The organism is Leucogemmata humicola, assembly GCF_055379415.1.
The window spans coordinates 1,029,659-1,053,803 of sequence record NZ_AP040875.1 but is presented as its reverse complement, the minus strand read 5'-3'; the positions used below and the strand labels follow the sequence as shown (position 1 = coordinate 1,053,803).

The window sequence follows — 24,145 nt, the reverse complement described above, 5'->3', positions numbered from 1 at the left end:
CAGCACGGGCGAATCGCCCGGCTGCGAGATCCGCCGATCAGACCGGACGGCGACCCTGAATGATGCGAAGCAGCACAACGACGACGGCGATGACGAGCAGCAGGTGAATCAAGCCGCCGCCAACGTGGAACGCCAGAAAACCAAGCGCCCAGAGAACCAGTAAGACGATCGCGATTGTATAGAGCATTTTTCAGTCACAGTTGAAAGTGAATCAACCGTAGGCAACTAGCGGGCCGAACCCGTGCGCCCGCGCTCAATCGCTATGCCGGATGCCCGCGAACCGTCACCCGCCGCTCGTCGTCGTCTCGCTCGCCCAGGAATTCTCCGAGCGCAGCCAACGACTCGATGTTGTCGCAGAAGATCTTGAGCGTAGCGAGAATCGGGACGGCGAGAACCGCCCCCGCCACTCCCCAGATCCAGAAGAAGAACGTCAGCCCCACAAAGATCGCGACGGGATTCAGCGTCAGACGGTGGCCCAGCAGCATCGGCGTCACGAGGTTCGCCTGAATCAAGTTCACGGCGAGAAAGCTGCCCGGTATCAGCAGCGCATGACCCACGTTCTCGAATGTCGTGAGACCGGCGAGACCGAGCAGAACCACACCGGTGAGCGCGCCGAGGTACGGAACGAATTCCAATGCGGCGACCAACGCGCCCCACAGAGCTGGGCTAGGCATCTTCAGCGCCCAGAGGAGCAGGCCCACAACAACGCCTTCGCCAACGTTGACGAGGAGCGCGGTCGACAGGAACGCCGACACGGCCGCCTCAGTGGCTCGCGCGATCTCGACCACCTTCCGCTTGTCACCCGAATACGGCAGGACCTTGATCAGTTTCTGAAGAAAGAGATCGCCACCGGCGAGCAAGAAGTAGAGCAGGATCGCCACCTCGAGAATTCCGGCGACGAGCGTTTGCGTCGTGCCGAGAATTCGTGAACCAATCGTCGGTCCGGTGCTCACGACGATTGGCTGCGTTGCGCGTCCCGGAGCGGCCTCACCGAGCGTTCCCGCCGCGCGTTCGACCTGACTGGCGGCCTTCTGCACACGTGCGAGAATGAGCGTGCGCAGCTTCTTGTTCGCCTTTGCGAGCGTCTCGGGCGCCGACGCGGCCAGGCTCTGCGCCGGACCCGCGAGCGAGTACATCCCGCCGCCAACGGCTCCCACGAGAAGCACCACGACGATCGCCGCGCCAGCAGGCGTGGGAATCCGGAAGCGCGCGAGCATTCGGAGCAAAGGACTGAACAGGAAGTTCAGCAACACGGCAAAGACGATCGGCACGAAGAAGTCGCGCGCAAAGTACAGCGTGTAGAGCGTCGCGAGCACCGCGAGAACGATCAGGCTGACCGACCGGATGGACTGACTCTCGGCGGCGTTCTCGGTTCGCGAAATGTCCGGCGCGGGCTCCCCGTCGGGGCCGCGATGCGCCTCGTCGCCAACGTCGACAGTCGGAGCAAAGACGGAATTGGGCGATTTCGCGGCACTCGCTGCGAAATCGCTAACGAAGCCCGCGTCGCTCTTCTTCATCGCCTCTCCACATCCCGATTTCAGTCGCTTGACGATCCGCTTGCCGGGAGCCGAAAGAGCAAGAGCCGCGCCTGCTGCTCAGGCCGTACCGATCGGCGACCCCTAGCATCCGTGCCGACCGCACTCGACATTCCCCCTGCATGGCGCCGTTCTGCGTGAGCCGAGTCTCCCTTTTTCCTTTCTTTTTGCCGAACACCGCGCCGTGACCGAGGACGAGAAAACACTCACAGATCGACTCGGGAGAGACGACGCCCAACTGCGCCGCCTTCTGGTGGATCGCATTCAGGACTATGCGATCTTCGCGCTCGATCCGCAGGGTCACATCCTGACGTGGAACGCGGGCGCCGAGCGCCTCAAGGGCTACACGGCCGAGGAGGCGATTGGGAAGCATTTCTCGATCTTCTACCCCGCCGAGCGGATCGCCGAACGCTTTCCAGAGTTCGAGCTCGCGGCGGCGGCGAAAACCGGACGCTTCGAAGACGAAGGCTGGCGCATTCGCAAAGACGGCTCCCGCTTCTGGGTGAACGTCGTCATCACCGCCCTGCGGGCCGATGATGGAACTCTCATTGGCTTCGCGAAAATCACTCGCGACTTGACCGAGCGACGCGACGCCGAAGAAGCACTCCGCAAAAGCGAGCAGCTCTTCCGCCTCTTGGTCGAGGGGGTGAAGGACTACGCCATTTTCATGCTCGACCCCACAGGTCATGTAGCGACCTGGAACGCCGGCGCGGAGCGCATCAAGGGATATGCGCCGCACGAAATCATCGGCCAGTCATTTTCGCGCTTCTACCCGCCCGAAGACATCGCGGCACACAAGCCCGAGCATGAACTCGAAATTGCCTCGTCCACCGGGACGTACGAGGAGGAAGGTTGGCGACTCCGTCGCGACGGAACAGCGTTTTGGGCGAACGTCCTGATCACCGCCATTCGCAATCGCGCCGGTGACCTCGTTGGATTCGCCAAGATCACGCGCGACCTCACCGAACGGCGCGCCGCGGAAAAACGATCGCTGGACGCCGCTCGCCAAGTCGCGGCAGAAGAGGCCAGACGCCAAGCCGCCGAGGAACGCGAGCGAGAGCTCAGTGAGCTCGCCGCACAGCTGAAGGACGCCAACCGCGCCAAAGCCGAGTTTCTCGCTGCCATGTCTCATGAGCTGCGTACGCCACTCAACGCAATCGGTGGCTATGCCGATCTGTTGATGATGGGAATCTCCGGGTCGGTGACGCAAACGCAGATCGAACAGCTCGCGCGTATCAAGCGTAGCCAACAGCATCTCCTCGGCGTCATTAATGATATTCTCAATTTCAGTCGCGTCGAGGCGGGACAGATCACTTACACGTTCGCGCCCGTCGTGTTGCACGACGTCGTCGACGACGTGATTCAGATGGTCGCACCGCTCGCTCAAGCGAAGCATGTTGCGCTCGAGGCGCTGGAGTGCCCTTCGGACATCGCGGTGTGGGCCGACCGGCCGAAGGTCGAACAGATTCTGCTGAACCTCGTGTCGAACGCGGTGAAGTTCACGGAGCCCGGCGGTCGCATCACCCTACAATGCGAGCGACTCGATGGGGGATTCGCCGCCGTGCACGTTCGCGACACGGGGTGCGGAATTCCCGTAAATCAACTCGGCGTGATCTTCGAACCGTTCGTGCAGGTCGGCCGGTCGCTCACCAATACGCGTGAAGGCACAGGCTTGGGGCTCGCGATCAGCTACGACCTCGCGCGCGGGATGCACGGGCGCGTCGAAGCGGAAAGCACACTCGGCGTCGGTTCGACGTTTACGTTGTCCCTGCCGAGCGCTCACGAGACGGGCCAGCTGCCCGATTAGGACTGAACGATTGCGCTCGCGTCGGGCAATGTGAGCGTGAACGTGCTGCCGACACCAACCGTACTCTCGACACTGAGGTCGCCCTCCATTCCGCGGGCCAACTGGCGGCTGATGGCGAGGCCCAGGCCAATACCGTCGCTCGTGCGCGTGAGGCGCGTGTCGACCTGGACGAATGGATCGAAAATACGGCCGAGTTGTTCGGGCGCGATCCCGCGACCGGTGTCGGACACGCGAACGCTGACGAGCGCGCCATCGGTCGCGCACGCCACTGAAATTCGGCCGCCTGACGGCGTGAACTTCATGGCGTTCGTCAGAAGATTCAACACGATCTGACGCACACGTTCCGGATCGGCACGGACAAAGATGTGGGCGGCGGCGCAGCGATTCTCGAATGTCAGGCCGATTGTGTGCATCTGCGGCGCCGTGAGCGATTCGCACGCGGCAATCGTCTCGTCGATGGCGACATCAGTAATCTCATATCGCACTGCCGATGCCTCGACGCGTGAGTAGTTCAGCACGTCATTGATCAGACCGAGCAAGTGACGTTGGCTCTGTCGAATCTTGCCCAGGTCAGTGCGTATTTCGTTGGTCACCGGGCCGCGAATTCCCAGCTCGATGAGTTGCGCGTATCCATCGATAGCGTTCAGCGGTGTGCGCAACTCGTGACTCATCACCGTGAGAAACTCGCTCTTCGACCGATTCGCCGCCTCGGCGTCTGCGCGCGCTCGCTCGCTCTCCTCGCGGGCCCGCACATAGTCGGTCACGTCGATGCCGTGTGCGATCACACCGTCGCAGCTGCCGTCGGCCTCGATCAGCGGGAAGTACACAAAGTCGAGAATCCGCTCCTCGGGTGGTTCGCCAGGCGTTCGGAAGAGCATGATCGGAACGGCGGTCCCAACGAATGGCTTGCGCGTTGCGACGACCTCTTCGAGCAACTCTTTGAACCCCTGTCCGCGAATCTCCGGAAGAGCGTCGAACACCGAATGACCCACGATATCACGGTGGCCAACCAACCGATGGTACGCCTCGTTCGCCATCTCGAACACGAAGTCCGGGCCACGGAGCACGGCGAGGAACGACGGCGCTTGCTGGAACGCGTAAGCGAGGCGCGAGCGCTCGACCTCGAGTTGACGATTGACGACCTTGAGCTCTCGTTCCGCGAGGACTCGAGCGGTCGTCTCCTGACACACCACGAGAACGCCGGCGATGCCTCCCTGTTCGTCGAACACGGGACTGTATCCGTACGTCCACCACACGTCCTCTAGTCGACCGTTTCGCTCGATGGGGACGAGTTGGTCTTCGTGCCATGTCGACTCGCCGCCGTTCATCACCTGCGTGATCTGCGGACCGATGATCTCCCAGATCTCGGTCCAGAACTCCTGGCCGCGCGCGCCGATGGCGCGGATGTCGCGACCGCCCGAGCCAAAACTCGGGCGATAGGCGTCGTTGTAGATCTGAACGAGTTGCGGCCCCCACCATAAGAACATCGGGTGCCGTGACGCGAGCATCGCCCGAACCAGGAGGGTCAGACTGAGCGGCCAGGACTCGATTGGCCCGAACGGCGTCGATGCCCAGTCGAAATCGCGGTACAAGGCGCGCATGCCGCCAGGACCGTCGAACAAGCCGCGAGCGGGGTAGTTCACCCGGCGATGTGCGTAAAGAGGTTGTTGAGTGACTCGGCCAACGTGGGGTGCGCGAACACGCCCTCGCGAAGCATAGTGTAGTGCAGCTTGCCCATGATCGCGAGTTGCAGCATCGACATGATCTCGCCGCCCTCGATGCCCAGCACCGTGGCGCCAAGCAGCTGACCGGTGTCCGCGTCGATGACGGCCTTCATGAATCCGCGCGTCTCGTCGACTTCCAGCGCCCGAGCCACGGATTTCATAGGCATCTTGGCCACCCGAATGTCCTTCTTCTGCGCACGTGCCTCGGTCTCGCCCAGCCCGACGCGCCCGAGCTGCGGATCGATATAGACGACGAATGGTACCAACCGCCCGTCGATCGACGCCCTGCCCTTCTCGATGACGTTCGTGCGAATGATTCTGAAGTCGTCGTAGGAGATGTGCGTGAACGCCGGGCCGCCCTTGATGTCTCCCAACGCGTAGATGCCGTTCTGGTTGGTCTCGAGGCGATTGTTCACTCGAATGAAACCGCGATCATCGGCGGCAATACCCGCCGCGGGAAGATTCAGAGAATCGCTGTTCGGTGTACGACCAACCGCCACGAGCAGATGCGACCCCTCGTGAACGGCCTCGCCGCTCGCCGTATGAAGCGTGAGACGGATCTTGGGTCCGTCCTTCGCAACGCGCGCGACTTTCGAATTGAGTAAAAGCTCAACGCCGTCTTGCCGGAGAATCGCGGCCACTTCATCTGAAACGTCAGCATCCTCGCGCACGAGCAACCGTGCCGCCGCTTCAACGATCGTCACGCGACTTCCGAATCGCCGGAACATCTGCCCGAACTCCAAGCCGATGTCGCCGCCGCCCAGCACGAGCAGATGTTCCGGGACGGAATCCAGCTCCATGATCGACGTGCTGTCGAGGAACGGAACGTCGCTCAAGCCCTCGATCTTGGGCACCGACGGCCGGTCACCGGCATTGACGAAGATCGACTCGCCCACGAGCAGTCGCTCGCCACCGTCCTTGAGTCGAACACGCACCGACTTCGGACCTTCAAAGCTCGCTTCGCCAACGATCCAATCGAGGTTGGCCGTTTTCTGAATGCGCCTCTCGCTCCCGGAGCGAAAACTGGTCACGATGTCGCGTTTGCGCTGCCGCACGCGCTCCATCTCGACGCGGACATTCTCGGCGTGAACGCCATAGTCTGCGCCTCGCCGCGTGATGTACGCGGCCCGTGCGCTGGCGACCATCGTCTTGGTCGGCGTGCACCCTTCGTTGATGCAGGTACCGCCGATGTGTTCGCGCTCTATCAATGCGGTGCGCCACCCCGCGTTGGCGAGCGCGACGCTCAACGGTGTTCCAGCTTGCCCGGCGCCAATGACGATCGCTTGATACGACTCGAGAGCCGTCAACCAAACCTCGACACGATGAGCAAGCCTCCGCCAATCGCGATGATGTCCTCGGCGCAGGCGACGACGAAGTCGGGAACCTTGAGCGAACGAACGAGCTCGGTCCGCGCCTTGTAGCCGCCAAACGTGCCGACGATACCTCCGGCGGCGCCGAACACTGCGCCCACAATCGTGGACTGATGCCCTGCTGCCGCGAGTGTCGCGCCAGATAGTGCGCCCAATGCCACCCGAGGAACGAAGCCGGCAATCGTCGTCCGACTCGGAGTCGATGGGAGCTTGTCGAGGATCAGCTCGCCGATCGCCAACACGGTAAAAATCGAAACGGCGACAGTCGATTCCATGAATGCGAGCGAATCGTAGAGATGAAGCCGGTCGCGATGAGCCGCCCACGCTACAACCGCCGGCGCAATCATCGAGCGCAATCCTGCAACTACGCCGATGAGAAATGCGAGCAGCAGCACCTCAGGAAGATTCACAGAGAGCTCCGTGGTGGGTCGGGGCGTCCGTGCAAGTGTCAAGCCGATTGTACCCTATCGAGGATCCTCATACAAGCACCGGCGCAAAGGTTGCGGTGCGCGCCGACGCCCAACAGCCACACTCAGGATGACGAGGACGTAGCATGGCCACTGCGAAAACAAAGCGACGTTACAACGCGCGATCGAAGCAACGCGCGCTTCCTTCGACGATGCGTGCGGCGGCGATCGATCGTACCGGCCCAGCGTCGGTCCTCAAGATTCATGAATTGCCGCTTCCGAGAATGGGCGCCCGCGACGTGATGATCGCCGTCGACACCGCGGGCGTCGGCACCTGGGAACCATTTCAGCGTTCTGGAGCGTGGGGCGTCGAGAACGCTCAGTTTCCGCTCGTGCTCGGCTCGGATGGCTCCGGTACCGTCGTGGCGCGCGGCGCTCGCGTTCGACGCTTCCGCGTTGGCGACAGAGTGTACGCCTTCAACTTCGGCAGTAAGAAGGGAGGATTCGACGCCGAGTATGTCGCGGTTGCCGATCCAAGTGTCGCGCGCGTCCCGCGAGGACTCGACCTGCTTCGCGCCGGAGCGTCGCCGTCGGTGGCGCTCACTGCCCTGCAGGGCGTCGATGACGCGCTCGCAATTCGGCGCAATGAGCGTGTCGTGATTGTCGGCGCGAGCGGGAACGTCGGAATGTTTGCGCTTCAGTTCGCAAAGCAACGCGGGGCGCATGTGCTCGCCATTGCTTCAGGTCGCGATGGTACTGCCTTCGCCAAGCGACTTGGCGCCGACGTCGCGATCGATGGAAAACACGGCGATCTCGCGAAGGCGCTCGACGCCTTTGCTCCCGACGGCGTCGACGCAATCCTCGCACTCGCCGGCGGTAAGACGCTCACGGCATGTATCGACGCACTCCGTCCAGGCGGTCGCGTTGCGTACCCGCACGGCGTCGAGCCTGCGCCGCGGAAGCGGCGCGGGATGAAGCTCGTGGCGTATGATGCCAAGATGGGATTGAACGAATTCGCCCGACTGAATCGTGCGATGGGAAAGTCACGGATGACAGTTCCGATCGCAAAGCAGTTCCGACTCGATCAAGCCGCACAGGCTCACCGACTCGTCGAGAAAGGACATCTACTGGGGCGAGTCGTGCTGCGCGTCTCAGATCACTAGCTGCCGAGGAACCGACCAATGGCCGACAAGAAACGACCGAACCGCAATGCCGACGAACACAGCAATGCAGACTATGCAGCCGGCGAGCCCAACCGACTGCGCGACGTTACTCCGGTGCGACGCGAGCCACCGGACGACGCTGACGAATTCGTAACGGACGCAGAAATGGAAGTCCGCGAGGCGGATGCGAGTCCTCGGGATGAGGACGACGTGTAGCACACGTGAACACCCGTAAGTTCGAATTCGACTCGACAATCTCGAGCGCCGTCCCCGCGCGCGAAGCGACGGCGCTCGCAGCACAACGCGATGTCGTCGCTGCCGGGCCCCTCAGCAACGAGTTGCTGCAGCGAATTCATCGCTATTGGATGGCCGCGAACTACCTCACCGTCGGACAGATCTTTCTGTCTGACAACCCGCTCCTGCGCGAACCGCTGGACGCCAGCCACATCAAGCCGCGCCTCCTCGGGCACTGGGGCACGTCGCCTGGCCTGAGCCTGATCTACGTGCACCTCAATCGCGTCATAGCCGAGCGAGGAGTGTCGGCGATCTATCTGGCCGGCCCTGGGCATGGTGGCCCCGCGATCGTTGCCAATGTGTATCTGGAGGGAACGTACACGGAGATCTATCCGCACATCACGCGCGACATCGATGGCATACGGAAGCTCTTTCGTCAGTTCTCCACCCCCGGCGGAATCCCGAGCCACGTGAGTGTCCCGACGCCGGGATCAATCCACGAAGGCGGCGAGCTCGGCTACGTTCTCTCGCACGCCTTCGGAGCAGCGTTCGACAATCCTGATCTCATCGTTGCAGCGGTCGTCGGCGACGGCGAAGCGGAAACAGCGCCGCTCGAAGGAGCATGGAAGAGCATCAGCTTCCTCAACCCAGCGCGCGACGGCGCCGTGCTGCCGATCCTGCACCTCAACGGCTACAAGATCAGCGGGCCGACGGTGCTCGCGCGTGAAAGCAATCGCGACGTCGTTCGCATGCTTGAAAGTCATGGATACGAAGTGTCCGAAGTCGAGGGCGACGAGCCGATGGCCGTGCATCAGACGCTCGCGAAAACGCTCGACCACTGCGTCGACAGCATTCGTTCGATTCAAGCCAACGCGCGCGGTATCGGTGCAGCGCACATCGACGAGCGACCGCGGTGGCCGGCGATCATCCTCCGAACGCCGAAAGGCTGGACCGGGCCAGCCGTACTCGACGGCCACCCCATCGAAGGAACGTTCCGCGCGCACCAAGTCCCGTTGCCCAAAGCACGAACCAGCGCCGAAGAACTATCGATGCTCGAGGTGTGGCTCCGGAGCTACGAACCGGAAACGCTATTTGACGATTCCGGAACTCTGATCGCAGACCTCGCATCACTAGCACCCAAAGGCACCAAGCGCATGGGTGCGAGTCCGCACGCCAACGGCGGCGGATCGCCACGGGCGCTCGACATTCCCGACTTCCGCGAATACGCAGTCGCCGTTCCGAACCCCGCGACGGTCGTGCACGAATCCACCAGGCAACTCGGCGGCATGCTGCGGGATGTGTTCGTCCGAAATGCTGCGACGAACGACTTCCGCTTATTCTGCCCCGATGAGACCAACTCGAATCGGCTCTCGAACGTATTCGAGGTCGAGAGTCGTTGTCTCATCGGCCGACGCACCTCGATCGACGATCGCGTCGCACCCGACGGACGCGTAATGGAGGTGCTGAGTGAACACCTCTGCGAAGGCTGGCTCGAAGGCTATACGTTGACCGGACGTCACGGCATGTTCGTCACCTACGAGTCCTTCGCCATGGTGTCCGCGTCGATGACGGTACAACACTCGAAGTGGCTGTCTGAAGCGGATACGCTGCCGTGGCGCGTTCCTGTTCCATCGCTCAACATCCTGCTGACGTCGACGTGTTGGCGAAACGATCACAACGGCTTCAGCCATCAAGGCCCCGGACTCATCGACGTCATGCTGTCGAAGCGCGGAACCGTCGCGCGCATCTACCTGCCGCCCGACGCCAATTCGCTGTTGTCCGTCGCCGATCATTGCCTGCGCTCGCGCAACTACGTCAACCTGATCGTGATCGACAAACAGCCGCAGCTTCAGTGGCTCTCGATGAACGACGCCATCGAACACGCCGAGCGTGGGGCGTCGACCTGGGAGTGGGCGAGTAGTGCGGACGGTGGCGAGCCAGACGTCGTGCTCGCGTGCGCCGGTGACACGCCGACGCTCGAGATCGTGGCCGCCGCGTGGCTACTTCGACGGATGGCACCGGACATCCGCGTCCGTGTCGTGAACGTTCTCGATATCATGGCGCTGTTCTCGCCGTCGATTCACCCGCACGGCATGCCTGACAGCCGATTCATCGAACTGTTCACGTCGGACAAACCGGTGGTCTTCGCATTTCACGGCTACCAGTTCGCCGTGCACCAACTCGTGCATCGACGACCGCATCCGGCGCGGTTTCACGTTCGAGGATTCAACGAACAGGGCACGACCACGACGCCGTTCGATATGGTGATCCTCAACGGAATGAGTCGCTATCATCTCGCCGAGTTGGCGATCCGCTCGTCGTCGATTGCTCCGGCGCGCGTCACCGAACTGTCAGCCACGTTGCAGCGCCTTATCGACGACGCGGTACGCTATTCTCGTCAGCACTTCGATGACGCGCCGGAGATTCGCGATTGGCGATGGACCGACTGACGTCAGTCAGCGGAGTGCTCGTGTCCACAGTACGAAGTATGCCGGATGGCGGTCCATTCCACCACGACATTCTCTGACCGATTCCATCTCCGATGTGACGGATGGATCGACGAATGCGTTCGTGCGAAACACTTCGACGAGTTGCACCTGGGTGCTCGTGAACGAGCGAAGCGGCTGATAGACGGCGTGCCGCCCATCGATCAACAGACAATCACCCTCGCTCTCCGATCCCGCCTCGGCGATCATTGACGGCCGTCCGCGAAGCGGGAGGGCATCGCGATATCGCTGAAGTACGACGTCCAGCGAGGCGCGTTCCGCGCGGAAGAGATCACCGGGTCCAACGATGCTGCCGCCGGATCCATTGCGCTCTCGCCGATCGAACGCGTCGAATGCCTGATCGGGAATTCCATATCCACTGGCGGCCGAACTGTCGCGCGCAGCGGTCTTTTTGGGCAGCGGATACATCTTGAGCGTGATGCCGCGACTGTCGTCGTCGACGATTTGCATTACATAGTTCGCGCTCGTCAAACCCTGTCGTCGCACTCGGACGATGTACGATCCCGCCGCCAACATTTGAAACTCGAATCGGCCCGCAGAGTCCGCGACGGTCGACAGTCCCGCGCCAAGCAGGCGCACGTCCGCTCCACCAACACCTGCACCGGATGAATCGACGGCTGTCCCGCGAATGCTCGACGTTCCGCGACGACGCGAGCCGACAGACGCCTCGACCACGACGCGGTCGAGTTGACGCGGCGTTGGCGTCATTGCGACGGCGACCTGTAGCGCCGCGCCGGATCGTACCGCCCATCGATACTCTACGCTCTGGTAGCCGATGCGCCGGAATAGCGCAGTGTGGCCGCCCGGCGACAGGTCGCGGAGCACGAAATTCCCCGCGCTGTCGGTGCGCGTCGCCGCGTTCTCGCCCAGCAACGTGACGCTCACATCGGCGAGCGGTGCGCCACTGAGATCTCGCACCACACCCGCGAGCGAACCACCAACAACTCGCACCGGCGTTTGCCCGTTCAGGGTTGACGCCACGAACGCAAGCGAGAGCAGAGCAATACGCATCGAGTCACCATCTACTGATTATTCCGTAGATATGAATTACGAGCTCGACTTTGTCAACTGCTTCCTCCGTAGCCGACGCGACAAGCGCTCGATGCGCTCTGGCTCGCCCTTCATTGACCGTGTATGCTTGCCCTGACCCACCGCGCCTCGAACCTTCAGTGAGCCTATGTCGAATCCATCCTCGCAGCCCGAGTCGAACGAACTCTCGGAACAGAAACACGAATTCACAAAAGGACTGGACGGATGGATCACCCACACCGATCTCGCGAGCGCTGACCCCGCCGCGACGAAAGCGTGGTGCGCGAGCGTGCTCGGGTGGAAATTCCGACCGCCGTTCGCGACACCGGGCGGAGACATCCATCTCTTTGCGTATTCGGAAAAGGGAGGCGGTGCGGTTCGTCCTGTGAGTCCGCCGGAGATTCCCGGCAGCATTCCGTACGCGCACGTCGCGAATGCGCAGGAGGCATTCGACAAAGCCTTGGCTGAGGGCGCTGTGGCGATGATGCCACCGACACGCGTGATGGAGGGCGTCACGATCGCAATCGTCCGCGCGCCCGGAGGGGTGCCGATCGGATTGTCCGGACCGTAAGAAAGACTCGCGCCTGCTTGGCGCCGCGGACACCAGCTTGCCGTACACTTGAAACACGTCGTGGGACGATCCCACGACGTGCTTCATTACGTCAACGACCTCCGCCATGCGACAGCTCGCCCGCTGGGCCCTCACCGCTATGACCATCAGCACGCCGATGTCAGTAGCGGCGCAAGTCGAACCATTTCCTCAAGGCGTGCGCGTGCGCGACATCGCCGTCAACGGAGCGACGATCCACGTCCGCGTCGGCGGCAAAGGACCCGCCGTCGTTCTGCTGCATGGGTTCGCCGACACAGGCGACATGTGGGCACCACTCGCCGCGAATCTCATTCGCGATCACACGGTGATCGCACCCGACATTCGCGGCTTTGGACTTTCCTCACGGCCAACCTCAGGCTTCGACAAAGTCACCGAAGCCAAGGATGTCGCCGCCATCATGGACTCGCTCGGCGTCGTCCGAGCTGATGTCGTCGCACATGACATCGGCAACATGATCGCCTTCGCGCTAACGGCACAATATCCAAAGCGCGTGATGAAGCTCGTGCTCATGGACGCTCCGATTCCGGGCATCGGCCCGTGGGAGGAGCTCTCGCACACGCCAAAGACGTGGCATTTCTACTTCTACGGGCCCGATGAAGAACGACTCGTTGCCGGTCGCGAGCGCATCTACCTCGACCGTTTCTGGAACGAGCTGTCGGCGACTCCATCCAAGATCACCGAGCAAACTCGCGTGCACTACGCCACGCTTTACGCGCAGCCCGGCGCCATGCACTCGGCGTTCAGCCAGTTCGCCGCCTTCGACCAGGACGCGAAGGACAATCGCGCGCTACTCGCCGGAAAGAAACTCGCGACGCCCGTGTTGGCGATCGGCGGAGATCATTCCTACGGCGCGAAGATGGCCGACATTGCTGGTGCGGCGTTCACCAACGTCACCAGCAAGGTCATCGCCAACTCGGGGCATTGGCTCATCGAAGAACAGCGCGACCAGGTCGTCGCCGCGATCAGAGCGTTCCTGGGTCCGTGATCAGCGAACCTGCTCATCAATGAAGACGGGGCCGGACCTCATTCGAGATCCGGCCCCGCCGTTTGTGATCCGCGTCGATCAGTTACAGGCTACTTCGTGGCGCCCACGCGAACTCGTTCGATGCGCCGTGACTTGCTCGGCACGTTGTAAACGCGGAGCGTAACGATGTCACCCGGCTTGGTCGCAGCCAACGCCGTGCGTAGCTCGGCCGGCGACTGAACCGCCGTTCCTTCTACGGACAGAATGATGTCCGGGCCACCGGCATTCGGCGTCGTCAAATGCGTTGCCGCGGAGCTGCCGTCCTGCACGCCCGTCACCATCACGCCACGCACATCGCTCGGAAGTTGGAGCTGACGCGCCATCGCGGCATCAACCGCCGTGACACTCGCGCCGAGCGCGTGCATCGCCGAGCCGCGTGCTTCGTCGCCATCGGTTGCGTCATCCGACGCGGACGCCGCGGCAGCAGGACCGCCGACGCGCTGCAGCGGAACTCGCAGCGTCGCACGCTGTCCGCCCTTTCGCGCAACTTCGACATTGACGACATCGCCAGGCTTACGGAACGCAATCGCTTCCTGCAACTGCGCGACATAGTCGACCTGCTTACCATCGACCGAAACGATCACGTCGCCTGGCTGGACGCCGGCCTGACGGGCCGGAGACGTTGCATCGCCGAAATCCTGCACCAGGATGCCGCGAATGTCCTTGAGACCAACGTACGCCGCATCATCAGCGCCAGCATCGCGAACCTGAATTCCAAGCGCTGCTCGTTCGACGTGGCCAGACTTGACGATCTGCTCCATCACCGATCGCGCGAGGTTGATCGGAACTGCGAAGCCATATCCGGCGTTGTAACCCGTCGGACTTTCGATGGCCGAGTTGATGCCGATGACTTCGCCGCGCGTATTGACGAGCGGTCCACCCGAGTTGCCTGGGTTGATTGCCGCGTCCGTCTGTATGAAATCTTGAATCGTCTGCTGCGACTGGCCCGGCAGCGCGAGCGCACGGCCCTTGGCGCTGACGATACCCTGCGTCACGGTGAAGGTGAGATTTTCGCCGAGTGGATTGCCGACTGCGAGAACCCATTCGCCAACGCGTGCGCCGTCACTGTTGCCCAGCGGAGCTGCCGTGAGATTGGTTGCGTCGATTTTCAGGACCGCGACATCGGTGTTCGGATCGCGGCCAACGACCTTGGCCTTGAACTCACGTCGATCGAGAAGGCGGACGCGTACTTCGCTCGCGCCGTCGACAACGTGGTTGTTCGTGAGGATGTAGCCATCGTTCGATACGACGAAGCCTGATCCGGAAGCCATCCCACCTCCGCGCGGCTCGTCGGGCTCATTCGGTGCCCCGCCCTGACCGGGAGCGCCGCGGAAGAACTGGCGAAGCTCGGGTGGAAGTTGGTTGAGATCCGGCGACTGGCCGCGCGATCGCTGCGCGACAGGACGCGCTTCGAGGCGTGCGGTGATGTATACGACGCTCGGCTTGACGCGAGCGGCGACAGTTGCGAACGCGTCGCTCAGATCTTCGAGCTTGGCGACCGAACCGTTGGAGGCGCTGCCATTGCGGCGAGCGCTCGTGCTGTCGGAAGAGAGCGGAGCAGCGTTCAGAGCGCGCGGAAATTCAGCGGCGCCGACGGCTGCGGTCGCGACCGCGACGGTGAGCGCGATCGCGGGGACCGGTCCCCGCCACCTACGTGACGTGTGTTTCATGAGCACCTCGAAATGTTTGGCGATTGCAAATGCATGCGCTGACCATTCGGCATTCCTGCCGATGGGGCGCGAGGTGGGGGATTGTTAAATCGTACCCATGAACTCTCGCGCCGTTCCGCGGCCCGCGACGCGCGCCGTCGGGGATGGGGAACACGCTAAGCGGCCCCAACATTCAGGAGGGGCCGCTGTGGCGGATGGAGCGAATGTGCGTTCTCTAACGGATCCTGGCTCGCCTCGAGGCAGTACGAGCCGCGACCGCGATCGGTGTTACTTCACCTGATCCGGGTGCGCGAAGTACTTCCCGCCGTCGCTCGGATTGCTCTTGAAAATGTTCACCGGGACATACTCCCAATTGTCCTTGTCCTTATTGAACAGCAGGACTTCGGTGTCCGTATTCCACGCGGGCGACATATACAACACGGCGCGGTGAAACTCGGTGATCGTCGGCTGATAGTGACCGCTGTTCGCGCTGATCTTCTTGAGCGAGCCCGCTTCGACGATCCACTCGCCTGCGGCGAGCAACGCGCCGCCTGACGTGAACGAGGAGTGGTGGAACTTCTTGGGAACGCCGACGTGCGAGTAGAACGTCGGACCAATGCGTCCCTTTTCATTCGTGCACACCCAAATCAGGCTTCGCTTCGCCCAATCCTCGAACAACTCGGCAAAGCGCTTGTTCTTCACGTCGGTGTCGAGCCAATTGCCGCCGGCGTTCGGATACTTCGCCTTGATGCTTTCGGTATCGAACTCCTCGGGCGGACGATAGACTGGTGTCCCATCGGCAGCCTTACCCATCACGCCTCGTCGCAGCTTGCCGGTGATCGAGACTTCGTAAGCCTGCCGGCGGACCCGCGCCTCAGTGATCTTTTCGACCTCAGCGCCGTCCTTCATTTTGCTGGTGACAAGCGTCGCATTCTTCAAGTCGGGGAGTTTGACGCCCGGTTTGTCGAATAGATCTTTCTTTTGACCAAAGTTCGCCGTGACCTGGCCAGGCTTCGTCGGCCCCTCCGTCACGACGACGTGCGTCACCGTAGTCACATAGCCGCTCTGGTAGTGGCCATGGCTGTCGATGTCCAACATGCTATCGGCTGGACTGTCTGAATCGTCGTCTACGAATTCCATGTCAGGTCTTGCCGGAGGAGGGGATGCGCATCCACGAGACGCGCGACAGAGCGCAGTCTCTCGTGAATACGCTCCGGACCGATACGCGTCACAACGAACATCCGCCAGCAGAGATGCCTACAGCGCGAACGCCAAGCCTCAGCGAGTCCCTAAACGCTTGTTTTGCGGCGGCTATGTTGCAACGCTGCCGCTATGTGCCTGGCGGGTTCGCCGAGCAGACGTCGGGCATGTCGATCGCGTTCACGAATTTGGCGATGCCGTCGAGCCATTGCATCCTCACGTCTGATCCCGAGTCGCACGACGCCTTCTCGTCACAGGTCGAGCGCGCGCTCGAGTATGGCGACGGTACAGATGCGCCGTGGGACGTCGTCGTCCTCGACGATTGGTTTCGCGACGCCACCTATGAGCATATACTCATTAGCCGCGGCCTTCATCGCACCGGCACCATCATCGGAATGTCCGCTCCCGAGCTTGCGCCTAGGCGACGCCCGGCCCCTGTGCTCGAGTTCCGTCCGGTCGAGAACATGGACGGCTTGAAGGATTTCGCGGCGATCAACAACAGCGCGTACGATTTCGGAGTGTCGGCGGGAACGGACCTCTACGAACACTATCTGCGCGCACCGAACAGCCACGCAGTCGTCGGCTGGCTCGACGAAGAACCCGTCGCGTGCGCTGCCGCCTTTCCGACCGAGCAAGGCACGTACCTCGGAGGGGTCGCGACAGCGGAGCAGTATCGCGGCCGAGGATACGGTGAGGCCGTGTCTCGAGAGGCGATCGCTGTTGCGATGGCGCACGGCTCGCGGGCGCCGGCGATTCTGTTTACGTCGCGAAAGCGCGCAGCGTTTTATGAGCCGATGGGGTTTGTGGCCGGCGCGGTCCTCCGCGTGTATCGGAGATAGTCGGCGCGGCAATACGGCACAGATTAGAGCATTTTAATACAGCGTTGCTGTGCCGTGACACACAGATCGACCGTCTGCGTGCGGACAATCTTGTGATTGCGCCCGATTGTGAATAGGCTGCTGTCACCACTACCACCTGAACATTCGCATGAAGCCTTTCTCGTCAAACACGCGTCGATCGTTGCGTGTCGCCGTTCTCGCGGCAATTGCCGCCAACTGCGGCGGAAGTAGCACGCCGATGACACCGACGCCGATACCAACGGGGAACACGCCGGTCCTCAGCGCGATTGCACTCAGTCCAAACAGTCTCACGCTTATCACGGGCCAATCTTCGCAGGTCACTGCAACTGCCGTCGATCAGAATGGTGGGCAGCTGACAGGAGTCTCCGTTCAGTTTTCGTCTACGAACACGACGATCGCCACAACGACCGCAGCAGGCCTCGTCACTGGAGTTACTCCCGGGACGACCATTGTTCGCGCAGTTTCTGGCGCGATCGTCAAGGAGCTTGCAGTCGTCGTGCAAGCACTGCCGCCCGTGCCGAAAACGAACGCGACGCGTGTTGCAATCACCGGCCGGCCGTTTGGTGTCGCGATCTCGAACAGCGGAACCGTTCTCGTCACCCAACAGGATGCCGACGCGATCACACGGGTGGATCTGGCTACGCCGAGCGCACTGACGAGCATTTCGGTTGGACGGGATCCGGGCGACGTCGTCTTCGACGCATCGGGCACCGGCGCATTTGTAACGAACTTCCTCGCGGGAACACTCGGCAGGGTCGATATCGCGTCGGCGCGACAGACCAACACGATCCCGGTGGGCAGCAACGCCTTCCGCGCCCTTCTCTCGGCGGACGGAAAAACACTTTATGTCGCGGCGGTGGCGTCCAACGCCGGATCGCTGCTGATCGTGGACGCATCAAGTCTCTCGGTGTTGGCCACGATTCCGATTCCGGCGAATCCGAACGGAATTGCGCGCATTGCCGATCGTCTCTACGTGAGTTCGTTCAGCGCTGGAACGATTACCGAGATCAATCTCGGAACAAAATCCGTCGCGCGTACGCTCACCCTCGCCGGTCGTCCGCAAGACATCGCGGCGTCAGTCGACGGCTCTGAGCTGTACGTCGCGAACGAAGGTGGAACGGTGATGGTTGTGAACGTCGCGAGCGGCAACGTCGTTTCGCAGATCCCAGTCGATGGAGGAGCGTTCGGGCTGGCGCTCGGCCAAGACGGGTTTGTCTATACGGCGCTGTCCAGCGCGGGAAAAGTCGCGGTCATCGACCCGCGATCACGGACGGTGGTGACGACAATCACGACGGGCGGAACCCCGAGGCGTATTGCCGTGGATCCTAAAGGAGTCGCTATCGTGGTCGCAAACGAAGGCGGCTGGGCTGACATCCTGCGTTGATGACGAGCGCCGCTTGGTCCGTCACGGCGCTCTGCCGGACCAAGCGGGCGGCGTTGCCGCCAACGCCGCGTTGTATCGCCAGACTGCGCGACTGAGGTTTGCGTCGGCGGAGAAATGGACGGGAACGGATCCGCCAATCAGTCCAATGCCGGCACCGACGGCGATCGACGGCGCACCGCCAACGCGGCCGTGATCGCGCAACACTCCGAAAGTTCCGACGGCAACCAGCAATGCGCCAGCATCAGTCATCGCTGCGCCGAGGCGCCGACGTCTGGTTGCACGCACCGCAAAGGATCGCGCTACCGCATCGTGTGCGAACACTTGGCTCACATCACTCGGCCAGAGAAAGAGCAACGAGCCGACCTTCGTCTCTGATTCGCCCTGGACGATATCCAGGCCTGCGAGCCGCGGGACGATGTTCAGTCCGCATCGCGCGTACGTACAGCTCACATCTATACTCTGCGTGAGCACGGACGTCCTCGGATAAGACACGAGCGCAGCGACCACCGCCGAGCCAATCGCGAGTCGGCGTCGAGTCGATCTTGTTGGCGAATTGAGCATCCCTGCCTCCGCGGTGGTTCGACGCGACAACTCCGCCAAGGAAGACCTCAGCGGAGTTGTGGTTGAACATCGAGTGACTTAGAACCCGACGACGCCCTGGATCATGAAGCCTTTGAACTGGCCACCGTTCCGGATGTCGGTCAGCGGGAAGTCGGTGTATTTCTGATTCACCCACTCCAGCTTCGCGAGCACATTCGGCGTTACGAACCAGCCGCCGCCAACCTCGTACCGATCCACGCTCTGGTCGTCTGAGCTCTTGGCGATCATCTGACCTTTGAGAGTGTTGTACCGGCCGCCGACGAAGAATCTGTCGTTCACCAAGCGATACAGCCCCTCGTAGACGTTCTGGTGGACCGTGCGCAGCTTTGGCTCCGTGAATGCGCCGCCCGTTGCCGTCTCGAAGTTCCCGAAGAATTCAGCACCGCCGATCTTGATGAATGGGTTGATGACTTCGGCGTTGACCTTGTTCGAGAACCCAGGGCGCACCTGGCCCGACCACGCGTTTGCGGTTTCCGTCGACGCGGTGTTCTCGAGCACGTCGTAGTACGGCGAGCCGCCGCGGTCCCCCGTGAACAGCGTGTTGCTGGCTGCTTTGTTGTTCGCGTAGAACGATCCGGTGAGGCGGAAGCGGAGGTCCTTATCGAGCGATTTGTCGAAGCCGACCTTTCCGAGAACGCTCATCGAACGAGCCTGCGGTCCAGTGACCTGTCCGTGCACCTCACCGCCCGTTCCACCGAGCATGGCGATCAACCCATTCGACCGCGCGTAGACTTCGGCGCCAATCTCGGTCGTGAAAGCGTCGAGGATGTAGTTCCCAGCGAACGGATTGAACATGCCGTTGCCGTTGTCGCTGCGACGGAAGTGCGAGTCGCCATAATTGATCTCGAAGTGTCCCACGCGAAGCGTGGTGTACTTCATGATCCCTTTGAGCAGGGCGTTGTCGATCGGCGAATCGTCGATCAGCAGGTAGCCGTCCTTGACCCAGGACTCCTGGTGATGCCGCGCCGACAGATACGAGGTCATCGCGACGCGGATCCCTGGGGCGATTTGCGCGTTCACGTTGAGATTGGCGACGGCGTTGTTGAAACCGTGACCGATCGTGATGAGCTGATTTTGGTTCACGCCGCTCACAAGGACTGGCGTAGCGGTGTTCTGGTGTGCGAGCCCTTGGAATTCCTGCGTGAACGCTCCGCCGAACGAAAGCGCGAAGCCGGTGAACGGGACCTCATCGGTCTTGGATGGCTCGAAGACGTTGACGCCGCGCTGATCGGCCGGACGGATATGATTGATCTCTAATGGACGATACAGACTCACCTTCTGTGGCGTTTCTTTCTTGGGAGTGCTATCGGAGCGGGCGGCCGTGGCAGGCTTCGCGGAGCCGGCATTTCCATCGCCACTCTGCTGCGCCGTCACAGCGCTAGCGAACCCCGTGATTAAGAGGGCAGCGAGGCCGAATTTCGTGATGTGTTTCATATAGGTTCCTCCAGTCGGAGTTGTGACTTGAATCGTCTGGCGGGCCGACCCATTGGCCTCGTCTGAACTCGCCTCGAAGGTACGAGTGCCGGTTGCTCCGATCCGTCCGGGAATGACTGAATCTTCGTGGTGGGTCGGATGCTTTCCTGTGAGGGTTTTCCCGACCCACCGTCAAGCAACGTTCACTGATGGCATTGTCAGCTACGATGTGAACGTCAACAGCGTTTGTCCGGTGCCGTGCGCGATCCGAATCGCGAGGTCTCGTCCACGATCATCGCGCAGAACGTCAATGGCAGTCACAGCGCCGATGCTGCGAGTGAGGTGCCTGCGCGTCTCGCCATCATCGCCGAGCATCAGCTGCACTCGTTGGTCGTGTACGTCGTACGTCGCGCCGAGCAGCGGGTAGTCGAACTCTTGCGCCTGCGCGCCGATTTCCGGATCGTCCACTTCGAGAACGCCGCGGCGGCCGGCATTGCGCCGAGTGAAACCGTCGAGCTGGTCTGTCCATTCGGCGTTCGGGAGGACCGCGACAACCGGCGGCCCAACGGTGGTGCGAGCGCGGGTCATCGCCGCCGCGTGCGGGACGGTCAAGACGCTGCACGTCGAGCATCTGACGATGCGCGTGGTCACACTGCCAATCAGCATTCGAGCAACGAACCCATGGCCGTGGCTTCCCGTAGCGATCAGGTCAGCGTTGACGCTGGCGGCAAACGCGAGCAGCTCGGTGGCCGGATCGCCCTGCAGCAGCACCTTCTGAATCACCATGTCCTTCGGGACTTGCAGCTGTTCGCGCGTTCGCTGCAGCGCATCGCCCGCATCCTGCTTGTAGTTCGAGCCCCAGCCCTTCCAGTCGTATAGCGAACTGTCGCGCGGGGCGACGTGGGCGAGGTAAATCGTGGCGCCGGCCGCGGCCAGTTCCAGCGCGAGTCGGGCGGCGCGAAGGCTCGTCTCACTGAAGTCCACTGCAATCACGATGCGATTCGGCGCCTGATGAAGCCCGCTTGCTGCGGCAAACACCGGCACGCTCGACATGCGAATGAGTCGCAGTGCGGTTTCATCGCCGAACACGCGGTCCACAACGCGGTGACGCCCAAGGCCGCTCACGATCATCGTGGCGCTCGCCTGATGCGCCAATCGGGCGATCACGCCCGCCGGATCACCGTCGTAGAGATCGAGAGTGTGCCGGTCATCCCAAGTACGAAGCATCTGCGTCGCTACCTCGGCGCGTGCAGTCTCGCGACGCACGCGCGCGATCTCATATTCGTCCTCTGGCTGCAGCGGTGCGTCGGGAATCAACGGCATTGGCTTCAACACGCTGACGAGGCGCAGCGCGTCCGGATCGTTCGCGAACAGCCGGCCGACGATCAACGCCGAGTCGGATTGCTCGCGCCCGTCAGTCGCAACGATGACCGGCGAGGAATGGCTGGCTCGAACGCCAAGCTCCGGAAGGGCGGATGGCATGTGTAGGGTATTCATGTTTTCTCCTGGCTTCGTCGGTCCGAGACATCACAATCGCGTCCAGGCATAGTCGCGCGACGCGGGTGATCGCACCGTCGGCGAATGCCCTGAATCGTGTCGGGCGTTCGCCGGAACCAGGTACCGATGTCAGGGAAACACCGACGCGTACGCGGACTTCCCCCGACTTCATGCTTGCCGACGCGCGGATAGTCTGAACACTCAGCCGCCAACCACGTCCGGATCGGCGGACAGACCCGTGCTTTGGAGTAGCATGACGGATCTCGATCGACTTCCCCGCATCATTCAGGGCGGGATGGGTGTTGGTGTTTCCAACTGGAGGCTGGCGCGCGCAGTTGCTTCAGCTGGACAACTCGGCGTCGTGTCCGGATCGATGCTCGATACCGTGCTGGTGCGGCGTCTTCAGGACGGTGATCCCGGTGGGCACATTCGTCGCGCGATGGCGCACTTTCCGATTGCTGGAATCGCGAACGACGTGATTCGTCGGTTCCTCAATCTCCTCGGACGCGGCGACGCGCCATACAAGCTGCTGTCGATGTACAAACAGCGTGTCAGCGATTCGCGCGAACGAATCACCGTGCTCGCCAACTTCGTGGAAGTCTGGCTCGCGAAAGAAGGACACGCGAACCCAATCGGGATCAACCTGCTCACCAAAGTGCAGATGCCCAACCTGGCATCGCTCTATGGGGCAATGCTCGCCGGCGTCGACTACGTCATCATGGGTGCCGGCATTCCTCGTGAGATTCCCGGTGTGCTCGATGCATTCGCCGAGCATCGTTCCGCGCGTATTCGCTTCGACGTTGACGGGCTCGATCAAGGAGCCGCCGAATTCCTCGAGTTCGATCCGGCGCGGCACTGGCGCAAACCCACGACTTCGCTCTCGCGGCCACGCTTCCTTGCCGTCGTGTCGGCCGCCTCACTGGCAGCAACGCTCGCGCGCAAAGCGAACGGCCGCGTCGATGGATTCGTCGTCGAGGGCCCGACTGCCGGCGGCCACAATGCGCCGCCCCGCGGTTCCGCGCAGCTGAACGCGCGCGGCGAGCCGTCGTATGGAGAACGCGACGTCGTCGATCTCGCTCGCATGCGCGAACTCGATCGCCCGTTCTGGCTCGCCGGCGGCTTCGGATCGCCCAACGGACTGCGCTCGGCACTCGCCGAAGGCGCAGCAGGAATCCAAGCTGGAACGCTGTTCGCTTTCGCCGAAGAATCGGGGCTCGACGCGGACGTAAAAGCGCGCGTCATCGATGCGGTATTGAACGGCCGCGCCAGCGTGTTCACCGATCCGAAGGCGTCGCCGACCGGCTACCCATTCAAAGTCGTGCGGTTGCCCGACGACGAAGATGCGCCCGCTCGTCGTGTTCGCGTGTGCGATCTCGGCTACCTGCGAACAGCGGTGCGCACCAGCGACGAACGCACGGTCTATCGGTGTGCCGCCGAGCCGGTTGATACGTTCGTAGCGAATGGTGGAACGCTCGCCGATACCGTGGATCGGCGGTGCTTGTGCAACGGTCTCACGGCCAACATTGGGCAGGCACAGCGTCGCGACGACGGCAACGAGCCGGCGTTGATCACGAGCGGCGACGATCTGCTTGTCCTTCCGGACTTCCTCGCAGGCCGACGCTCGTACACCGCCGCGGACGTCGTTGCGTATCTAGACGGTCGCTGATCTACTCGCCGGGCGTCGCGCGACGTCCGGTGATCTCGTCGGCATGGATGCGAAACAGCACCTGCCGATATGGCGTCGGATCAGTCTCGGTCAGTGCCTGCGCGTCGCCAGCTCGCAACAGCCGCAAGGCGAGATCGTATGCCTCACGTTCCGCAGGCCCGCGCGACGCGTCGAGGAAGTGGATCGAGCCGCGCAAGACGACACTCTGCCACTCGAAGCGACTCGCAATCTCATCGATCTCGAACGCGACCCACGGGTGATGCTGTACGGTCGTCAGCTTGCTGCCCGGCGATGTTCGCGCATATACCCAGCCATCGGCGAAGACATATGAGATCGGTTCGATGTCGACGCGATCACGAAACGTATAGGCCAGCCGCCCGACGTGATGGTGTTCCAAGAGGGCGGTCGCCTCGTCGCGTGAGAGATCTGAAAAGTTCGGTCGATTGGTCGCGGTCATAGCATCTCC

21 protein-coding genes and 1 pseudogene are annotated in these 24,145 nt (G+C 62.2%); 10 read left to right on the top strand and 12 right to left on the bottom strand.

Annotation, left to right across the window (positions count from 1 at the left end; all coding sequences use genetic code 11):
- Positions 1 to 37: 37 nt before the first annotated feature.
- Positions 38 to 187 carry a lmo0937 family membrane protein gene (locus AC6H4Z_RS04400; RefSeq protein WP_497545520.1) on the bottom strand — a complete coding sequence of 50 codons (150 nt, stop codon included), beginning with the start codon at positions 185 to 187 and terminating at the stop codon, positions 38 to 40.
- Between the two features lie 73 nt (positions 188 to 260).
- On the bottom strand, positions 261 to 1,517 hold the full coding sequence (locus AC6H4Z_RS04395) for an AI-2E family transporter (protein ID WP_497545519.1): 1,257 nt from the start codon (positions 1,515 to 1,517) through the stop codon (positions 261 to 263).
- Between the two features lie 256 nt (positions 1,518 to 1,773).
- Here AC6H4Z_RS04395 and AC6H4Z_RS04390 point away from each other — a divergent pair.
- A pseudogene (locus AC6H4Z_RS04390) lies at positions 1,774 to 2,517 on the top strand (PAS domain-containing protein); the annotation flags it as partial.
- Positions 2,518 to 2,526: 9 nt separating this feature from the next.
- A complete protein-coding gene (locus AC6H4Z_RS04385; RefSeq protein ID WP_497547013.1) occupies positions 2,527 to 3,342 on the top strand; it encodes a sensor histidine kinase in 816 nt (271 codons plus the stop codon).
- Here AC6H4Z_RS04385 and AC6H4Z_RS04380 read toward each other — a convergent pair.
- From AC6H4Z_RS04380 to AC6H4Z_RS04370, 3 genes are read right to left on the bottom strand one after another with little or no spacing between them, the layout of a single operon-like run.
- The gene (locus AC6H4Z_RS04380) at positions 3,339 to 4,985 is read right to left on the bottom strand and encodes a sensor histidine kinase (RefSeq protein WP_497545518.1); all 1,647 of its coding nucleotides are present in this window, start codon (positions 4,983 to 4,985) and stop codon (positions 3,339 to 3,341) included. The two genes, AC6H4Z_RS04385 and AC6H4Z_RS04380, sit on opposite strands and share 4 nt — an antisense overlap.
- Positions 4,982 to 6,373: a mercuric reductase gene (locus AC6H4Z_RS04375; RefSeq protein WP_497545517.1), complete on the bottom strand. Its 1,392-nt coding sequence runs from the start codon at positions 6,371 to 6,373 to the stop codon at positions 4,982 to 4,984. Before AC6H4Z_RS04375 ends, AC6H4Z_RS04380 begins: the two co-directional genes overlap by 4 nt.
- Entirely contained in the window at positions 6,370 to 6,846 is a 477-nt protein-coding gene (locus tag AC6H4Z_RS04370; RefSeq protein WP_497545516.1) for a DUF4126 family protein, read from the bottom strand. Before AC6H4Z_RS04370 ends, AC6H4Z_RS04375 begins: the two co-directional genes overlap by 4 nt.
- A 143-nt stretch (positions 6,847 to 6,989) precedes the next feature.
- Here AC6H4Z_RS04370 and AC6H4Z_RS04365 point away from each other — a divergent pair, with 143 nt between their 5' ends.
- From AC6H4Z_RS04365 to AC6H4Z_RS04355, 3 genes are all read left to right on the top strand, one after another.
- Positions 6,990 to 8,006, top strand: coding sequence for an NADP-dependent oxidoreductase (locus tag AC6H4Z_RS04365; RefSeq protein WP_497545515.1), 1,017 nt, complete (start codon positions 6,990 to 6,992; stop codon positions 8,004 to 8,006).
- Positions 8,007 to 8,024: 18 nt separating this feature from the next.
- Positions 8,025 to 8,222, top strand: coding sequence for a hypothetical protein (locus tag AC6H4Z_RS04360; protein WP_497545514.1), 198 nt, complete (start codon positions 8,025 to 8,027; stop codon positions 8,220 to 8,222).
- A gap of 149 nt (positions 8,223 to 8,371) precedes the next feature.
- Positions 8,372 to 10,690: a phosphoketolase family protein gene (locus tag AC6H4Z_RS04355; RefSeq protein WP_497547012.1), complete on the top strand. Its 2,319-nt coding sequence runs from the start codon at positions 8,372 to 8,374 to the stop codon at positions 10,688 to 10,690.
- 6 nt (positions 10,691 to 10,696) lie between these two features.
- Here the strand turns inward: AC6H4Z_RS04355 and AC6H4Z_RS04350 are convergent, their stop codons facing one another.
- A complete protein-coding gene (locus tag AC6H4Z_RS04350; protein WP_497545513.1) occupies positions 10,697 to 11,758 on the bottom strand; it encodes a carboxypeptidase regulatory-like domain-containing protein in 1,062 nt (353 codons plus the stop codon).
- A 166-nt stretch (positions 11,759 to 11,924) separates the two neighbouring features.
- Between AC6H4Z_RS04350 and AC6H4Z_RS04345 the strand changes: the two genes are divergently transcribed.
- Positions 11,925 to 12,347: a VOC family protein gene (locus tag AC6H4Z_RS04345; protein ID WP_497545512.1), complete on the top strand. Its 423-nt coding sequence runs from the start codon at positions 11,925 to 11,927 to the stop codon at positions 12,345 to 12,347.
- Between the two features lie 106 nt (positions 12,348 to 12,453).
- On the top strand, positions 12,454 to 13,371 hold the full coding sequence (locus AC6H4Z_RS04340; RefSeq protein WP_497545511.1) for an alpha/beta fold hydrolase: 918 nt from the start codon (positions 12,454 to 12,456) through the stop codon (positions 13,369 to 13,371).
- An 89-nt stretch (positions 13,372 to 13,460) separates the two neighbouring features.
- On the opposite strand, the gene AC6H4Z_RS04335 is transcribed toward AC6H4Z_RS04340, so the two are convergent.
- Both AC6H4Z_RS04335 and AC6H4Z_RS04330 read right to left on the bottom strand, forming a co-directional pair.
- On the bottom strand, positions 13,461 to 15,080 hold the full coding sequence (locus AC6H4Z_RS04335; RefSeq protein WP_497545510.1) for a Do family serine endopeptidase: 1,620 nt from the start codon (positions 15,078 to 15,080) through the stop codon (positions 13,461 to 13,463).
- A gap of 267 nt (positions 15,081 to 15,347) precedes the next feature.
- On the bottom strand, positions 15,348 to 16,199 hold the full coding sequence (locus tag AC6H4Z_RS04330) for an IQM protein middle domain-containing protein (protein ID WP_497545509.1): 852 nt from the start codon (positions 16,197 to 16,199) through the stop codon (positions 15,348 to 15,350).
- A 173-nt stretch (positions 16,200 to 16,372) separates the two neighbouring features.
- On the opposite strand from AC6H4Z_RS04330, the gene AC6H4Z_RS04325 reads away from it, so the two are divergent.
- Together AC6H4Z_RS04325 and AC6H4Z_RS04320 are read left to right on the top strand one after the other, a co-directional pair.
- Entirely contained in the window at positions 16,373 to 17,098 is a 726-nt protein-coding gene (locus AC6H4Z_RS04325; RefSeq protein WP_497545508.1) for a GNAT family N-acetyltransferase, read from the top strand.
- A 148-nt stretch (positions 17,099 to 17,246) separates the two neighbouring features.
- Entirely contained in the window at positions 17,247 to 18,503 is a 1,257-nt protein-coding gene (locus tag AC6H4Z_RS04320) for a YncE family protein (protein ID WP_497545507.1), read from the top strand.
- Positions 18,504 to 18,524: 21 nt separating this feature from the next.
- On the opposite strand, the gene AC6H4Z_RS04315 is transcribed toward AC6H4Z_RS04320, so the two are convergent.
- The 3 genes from AC6H4Z_RS04315 to AC6H4Z_RS04305 all read right to left on the bottom strand — a co-directional run bounded on the left by AC6H4Z_RS04315 (position 18,525) and on the right by AC6H4Z_RS04305 (position 22,013).
- Positions 18,525 to 19,064 carry a hypothetical protein gene (locus AC6H4Z_RS04315; protein WP_497545506.1) on the bottom strand — a complete coding sequence of 180 codons (540 nt, stop codon included), beginning with the start codon at positions 19,062 to 19,064 and terminating at the stop codon, positions 18,525 to 18,527.
- A gap of 78 nt (positions 19,065 to 19,142) precedes the next feature.
- A complete protein-coding gene (locus AC6H4Z_RS04310) occupies positions 19,143 to 20,537 on the bottom strand; it encodes a hypothetical protein (RefSeq protein ID WP_497545505.1) in 1,395 nt (464 codons plus the stop codon).
- Positions 20,538 to 20,738: 201 nt separating this feature from the next.
- Entirely contained in the window at positions 20,739 to 22,013 is a 1,275-nt protein-coding gene (locus AC6H4Z_RS04305) for a universal stress protein (RefSeq protein WP_497545504.1), read from the bottom strand.
- 253 nt (positions 22,014 to 22,266) lie between these two features.
- Between AC6H4Z_RS04305 and AC6H4Z_RS04300 the strand changes: the two genes are divergently transcribed.
- A complete protein-coding gene (locus AC6H4Z_RS04300; protein ID WP_497545503.1) occupies positions 22,267 to 23,679 on the top strand; it encodes a nitronate monooxygenase in 1,413 nt (470 codons plus the stop codon).
- A 1-nt stretch (position 23,680) separates the two neighbouring features.
- Here AC6H4Z_RS04300 and AC6H4Z_RS04295 read toward each other — a convergent pair whose 3' ends face one another.
- Positions 23,681 to 24,136: a pyridoxamine 5'-phosphate oxidase family protein gene (locus AC6H4Z_RS04295; RefSeq protein WP_497545502.1), complete on the bottom strand. Its 456-nt coding sequence runs from the start codon at positions 24,134 to 24,136 to the stop codon at positions 23,681 to 23,683.
- Between the last annotated feature and the right edge of the window lie 9 nt (positions 24,137 to 24,145).

What these genes read in the sequence shown, in the direction of transcription:
- AC6H4Z_RS04400 (WP_497545520.1), bottom strand. Translation starts at nt 187, where the DNA reads ATGCTCTATACAATCGCGATCGTCTTACTGGTTCTCTGGGCGCTTGGT.
- AC6H4Z_RS04395 (WP_497545519.1), bottom strand. Translation starts at nt 1,517, where the DNA reads ATGAAGAAGAGCGACGCGGGCTTCGTTAGCGATTTCGCAGCGAGTGCC.
- AC6H4Z_RS04365 (WP_497545515.1), top strand. Translation starts at nt 6,990, where the DNA reads ATGGCCACTGCGAAAACAAAGCGACGTTACAACGCGCGATCGAAGCAA.
- AC6H4Z_RS04360 (WP_497545514.1), top strand. Translation starts at nt 8,025, where the DNA reads ATGGCCGACAAGAAACGACCGAACCGCAATGCCGACGAACACAGCAAT.
- AC6H4Z_RS04355 (WP_497547012.1), top strand. Translation starts at nt 8,372, where the DNA reads ATGGCCGCGAACTACCTCACCGTCGGACAGATCTTTCTGTCTGACAAC.
- AC6H4Z_RS04350 (WP_497545513.1), bottom strand. Translation starts at nt 11,758, where the DNA reads ATGCGTATTGCTCTGCTCTCGCTTGCGTTCGTGGCGTCAACCCTGAAC.
- AC6H4Z_RS04345 (WP_497545512.1), top strand. Translation starts at nt 11,925, where the DNA reads ATGTCGAATCCATCCTCGCAGCCCGAGTCGAACGAACTCTCGGAACAG.
- AC6H4Z_RS04340 (WP_497545511.1), top strand. Translation starts at nt 12,454, where the DNA reads ATGCGACAGCTCGCCCGCTGGGCCCTCACCGCTATGACCATCAGCACG.
- AC6H4Z_RS04335 (WP_497545510.1), bottom strand. Translation starts at nt 15,080, where the DNA reads ATGAAACACACGTCACGTAGGTGGCGGGGACCGGTCCCCGCGATCGCG.
- AC6H4Z_RS04330 (WP_497545509.1), bottom strand. Translation starts at nt 16,199, where the DNA reads ATGGAATTCGTAGACGACGATTCAGACAGTCCAGCCGATAGCATGTTG.
- AC6H4Z_RS04325 (WP_497545508.1), top strand. Translation starts at nt 16,373, where the DNA reads ATGTTGCAACGCTGCCGCTATGTGCCTGGCGGGTTCGCCGAGCAGACG.
- AC6H4Z_RS04320 (WP_497545507.1), top strand. Translation starts at nt 17,247, where the DNA reads ATGAAGCCTTTCTCGTCAAACACGCGTCGATCGTTGCGTGTCGCCGTT.
- AC6H4Z_RS04315 (WP_497545506.1), bottom strand. Translation starts at nt 19,064, where the DNA reads ATGCTCAATTCGCCAACAAGATCGACTCGACGCCGACTCGCGATTGGC.
- AC6H4Z_RS04310 (WP_497545505.1), bottom strand. Translation starts at nt 20,537, where the DNA reads ATGAAACACATCACGAAATTCGGCCTCGCTGCCCTCTTAATCACGGGG.
- AC6H4Z_RS04305 (WP_497545504.1), bottom strand. Translation starts at nt 22,013, where the DNA reads ATGAATACCCTACACATGCCATCCGCCCTTCCGGAGCTTGGCGTTCGA.
- AC6H4Z_RS04300 (WP_497545503.1), top strand. Translation starts at nt 22,267, where the DNA reads ATGACGGATCTCGATCGACTTCCCCGCATCATTCAGGGCGGGATGGGT.
- AC6H4Z_RS04295 (WP_497545502.1), bottom strand. Translation starts at nt 24,136, where the DNA reads ATGACCGCGACCAATCGACCGAACTTTTCAGATCTCTCACGCGACGAG.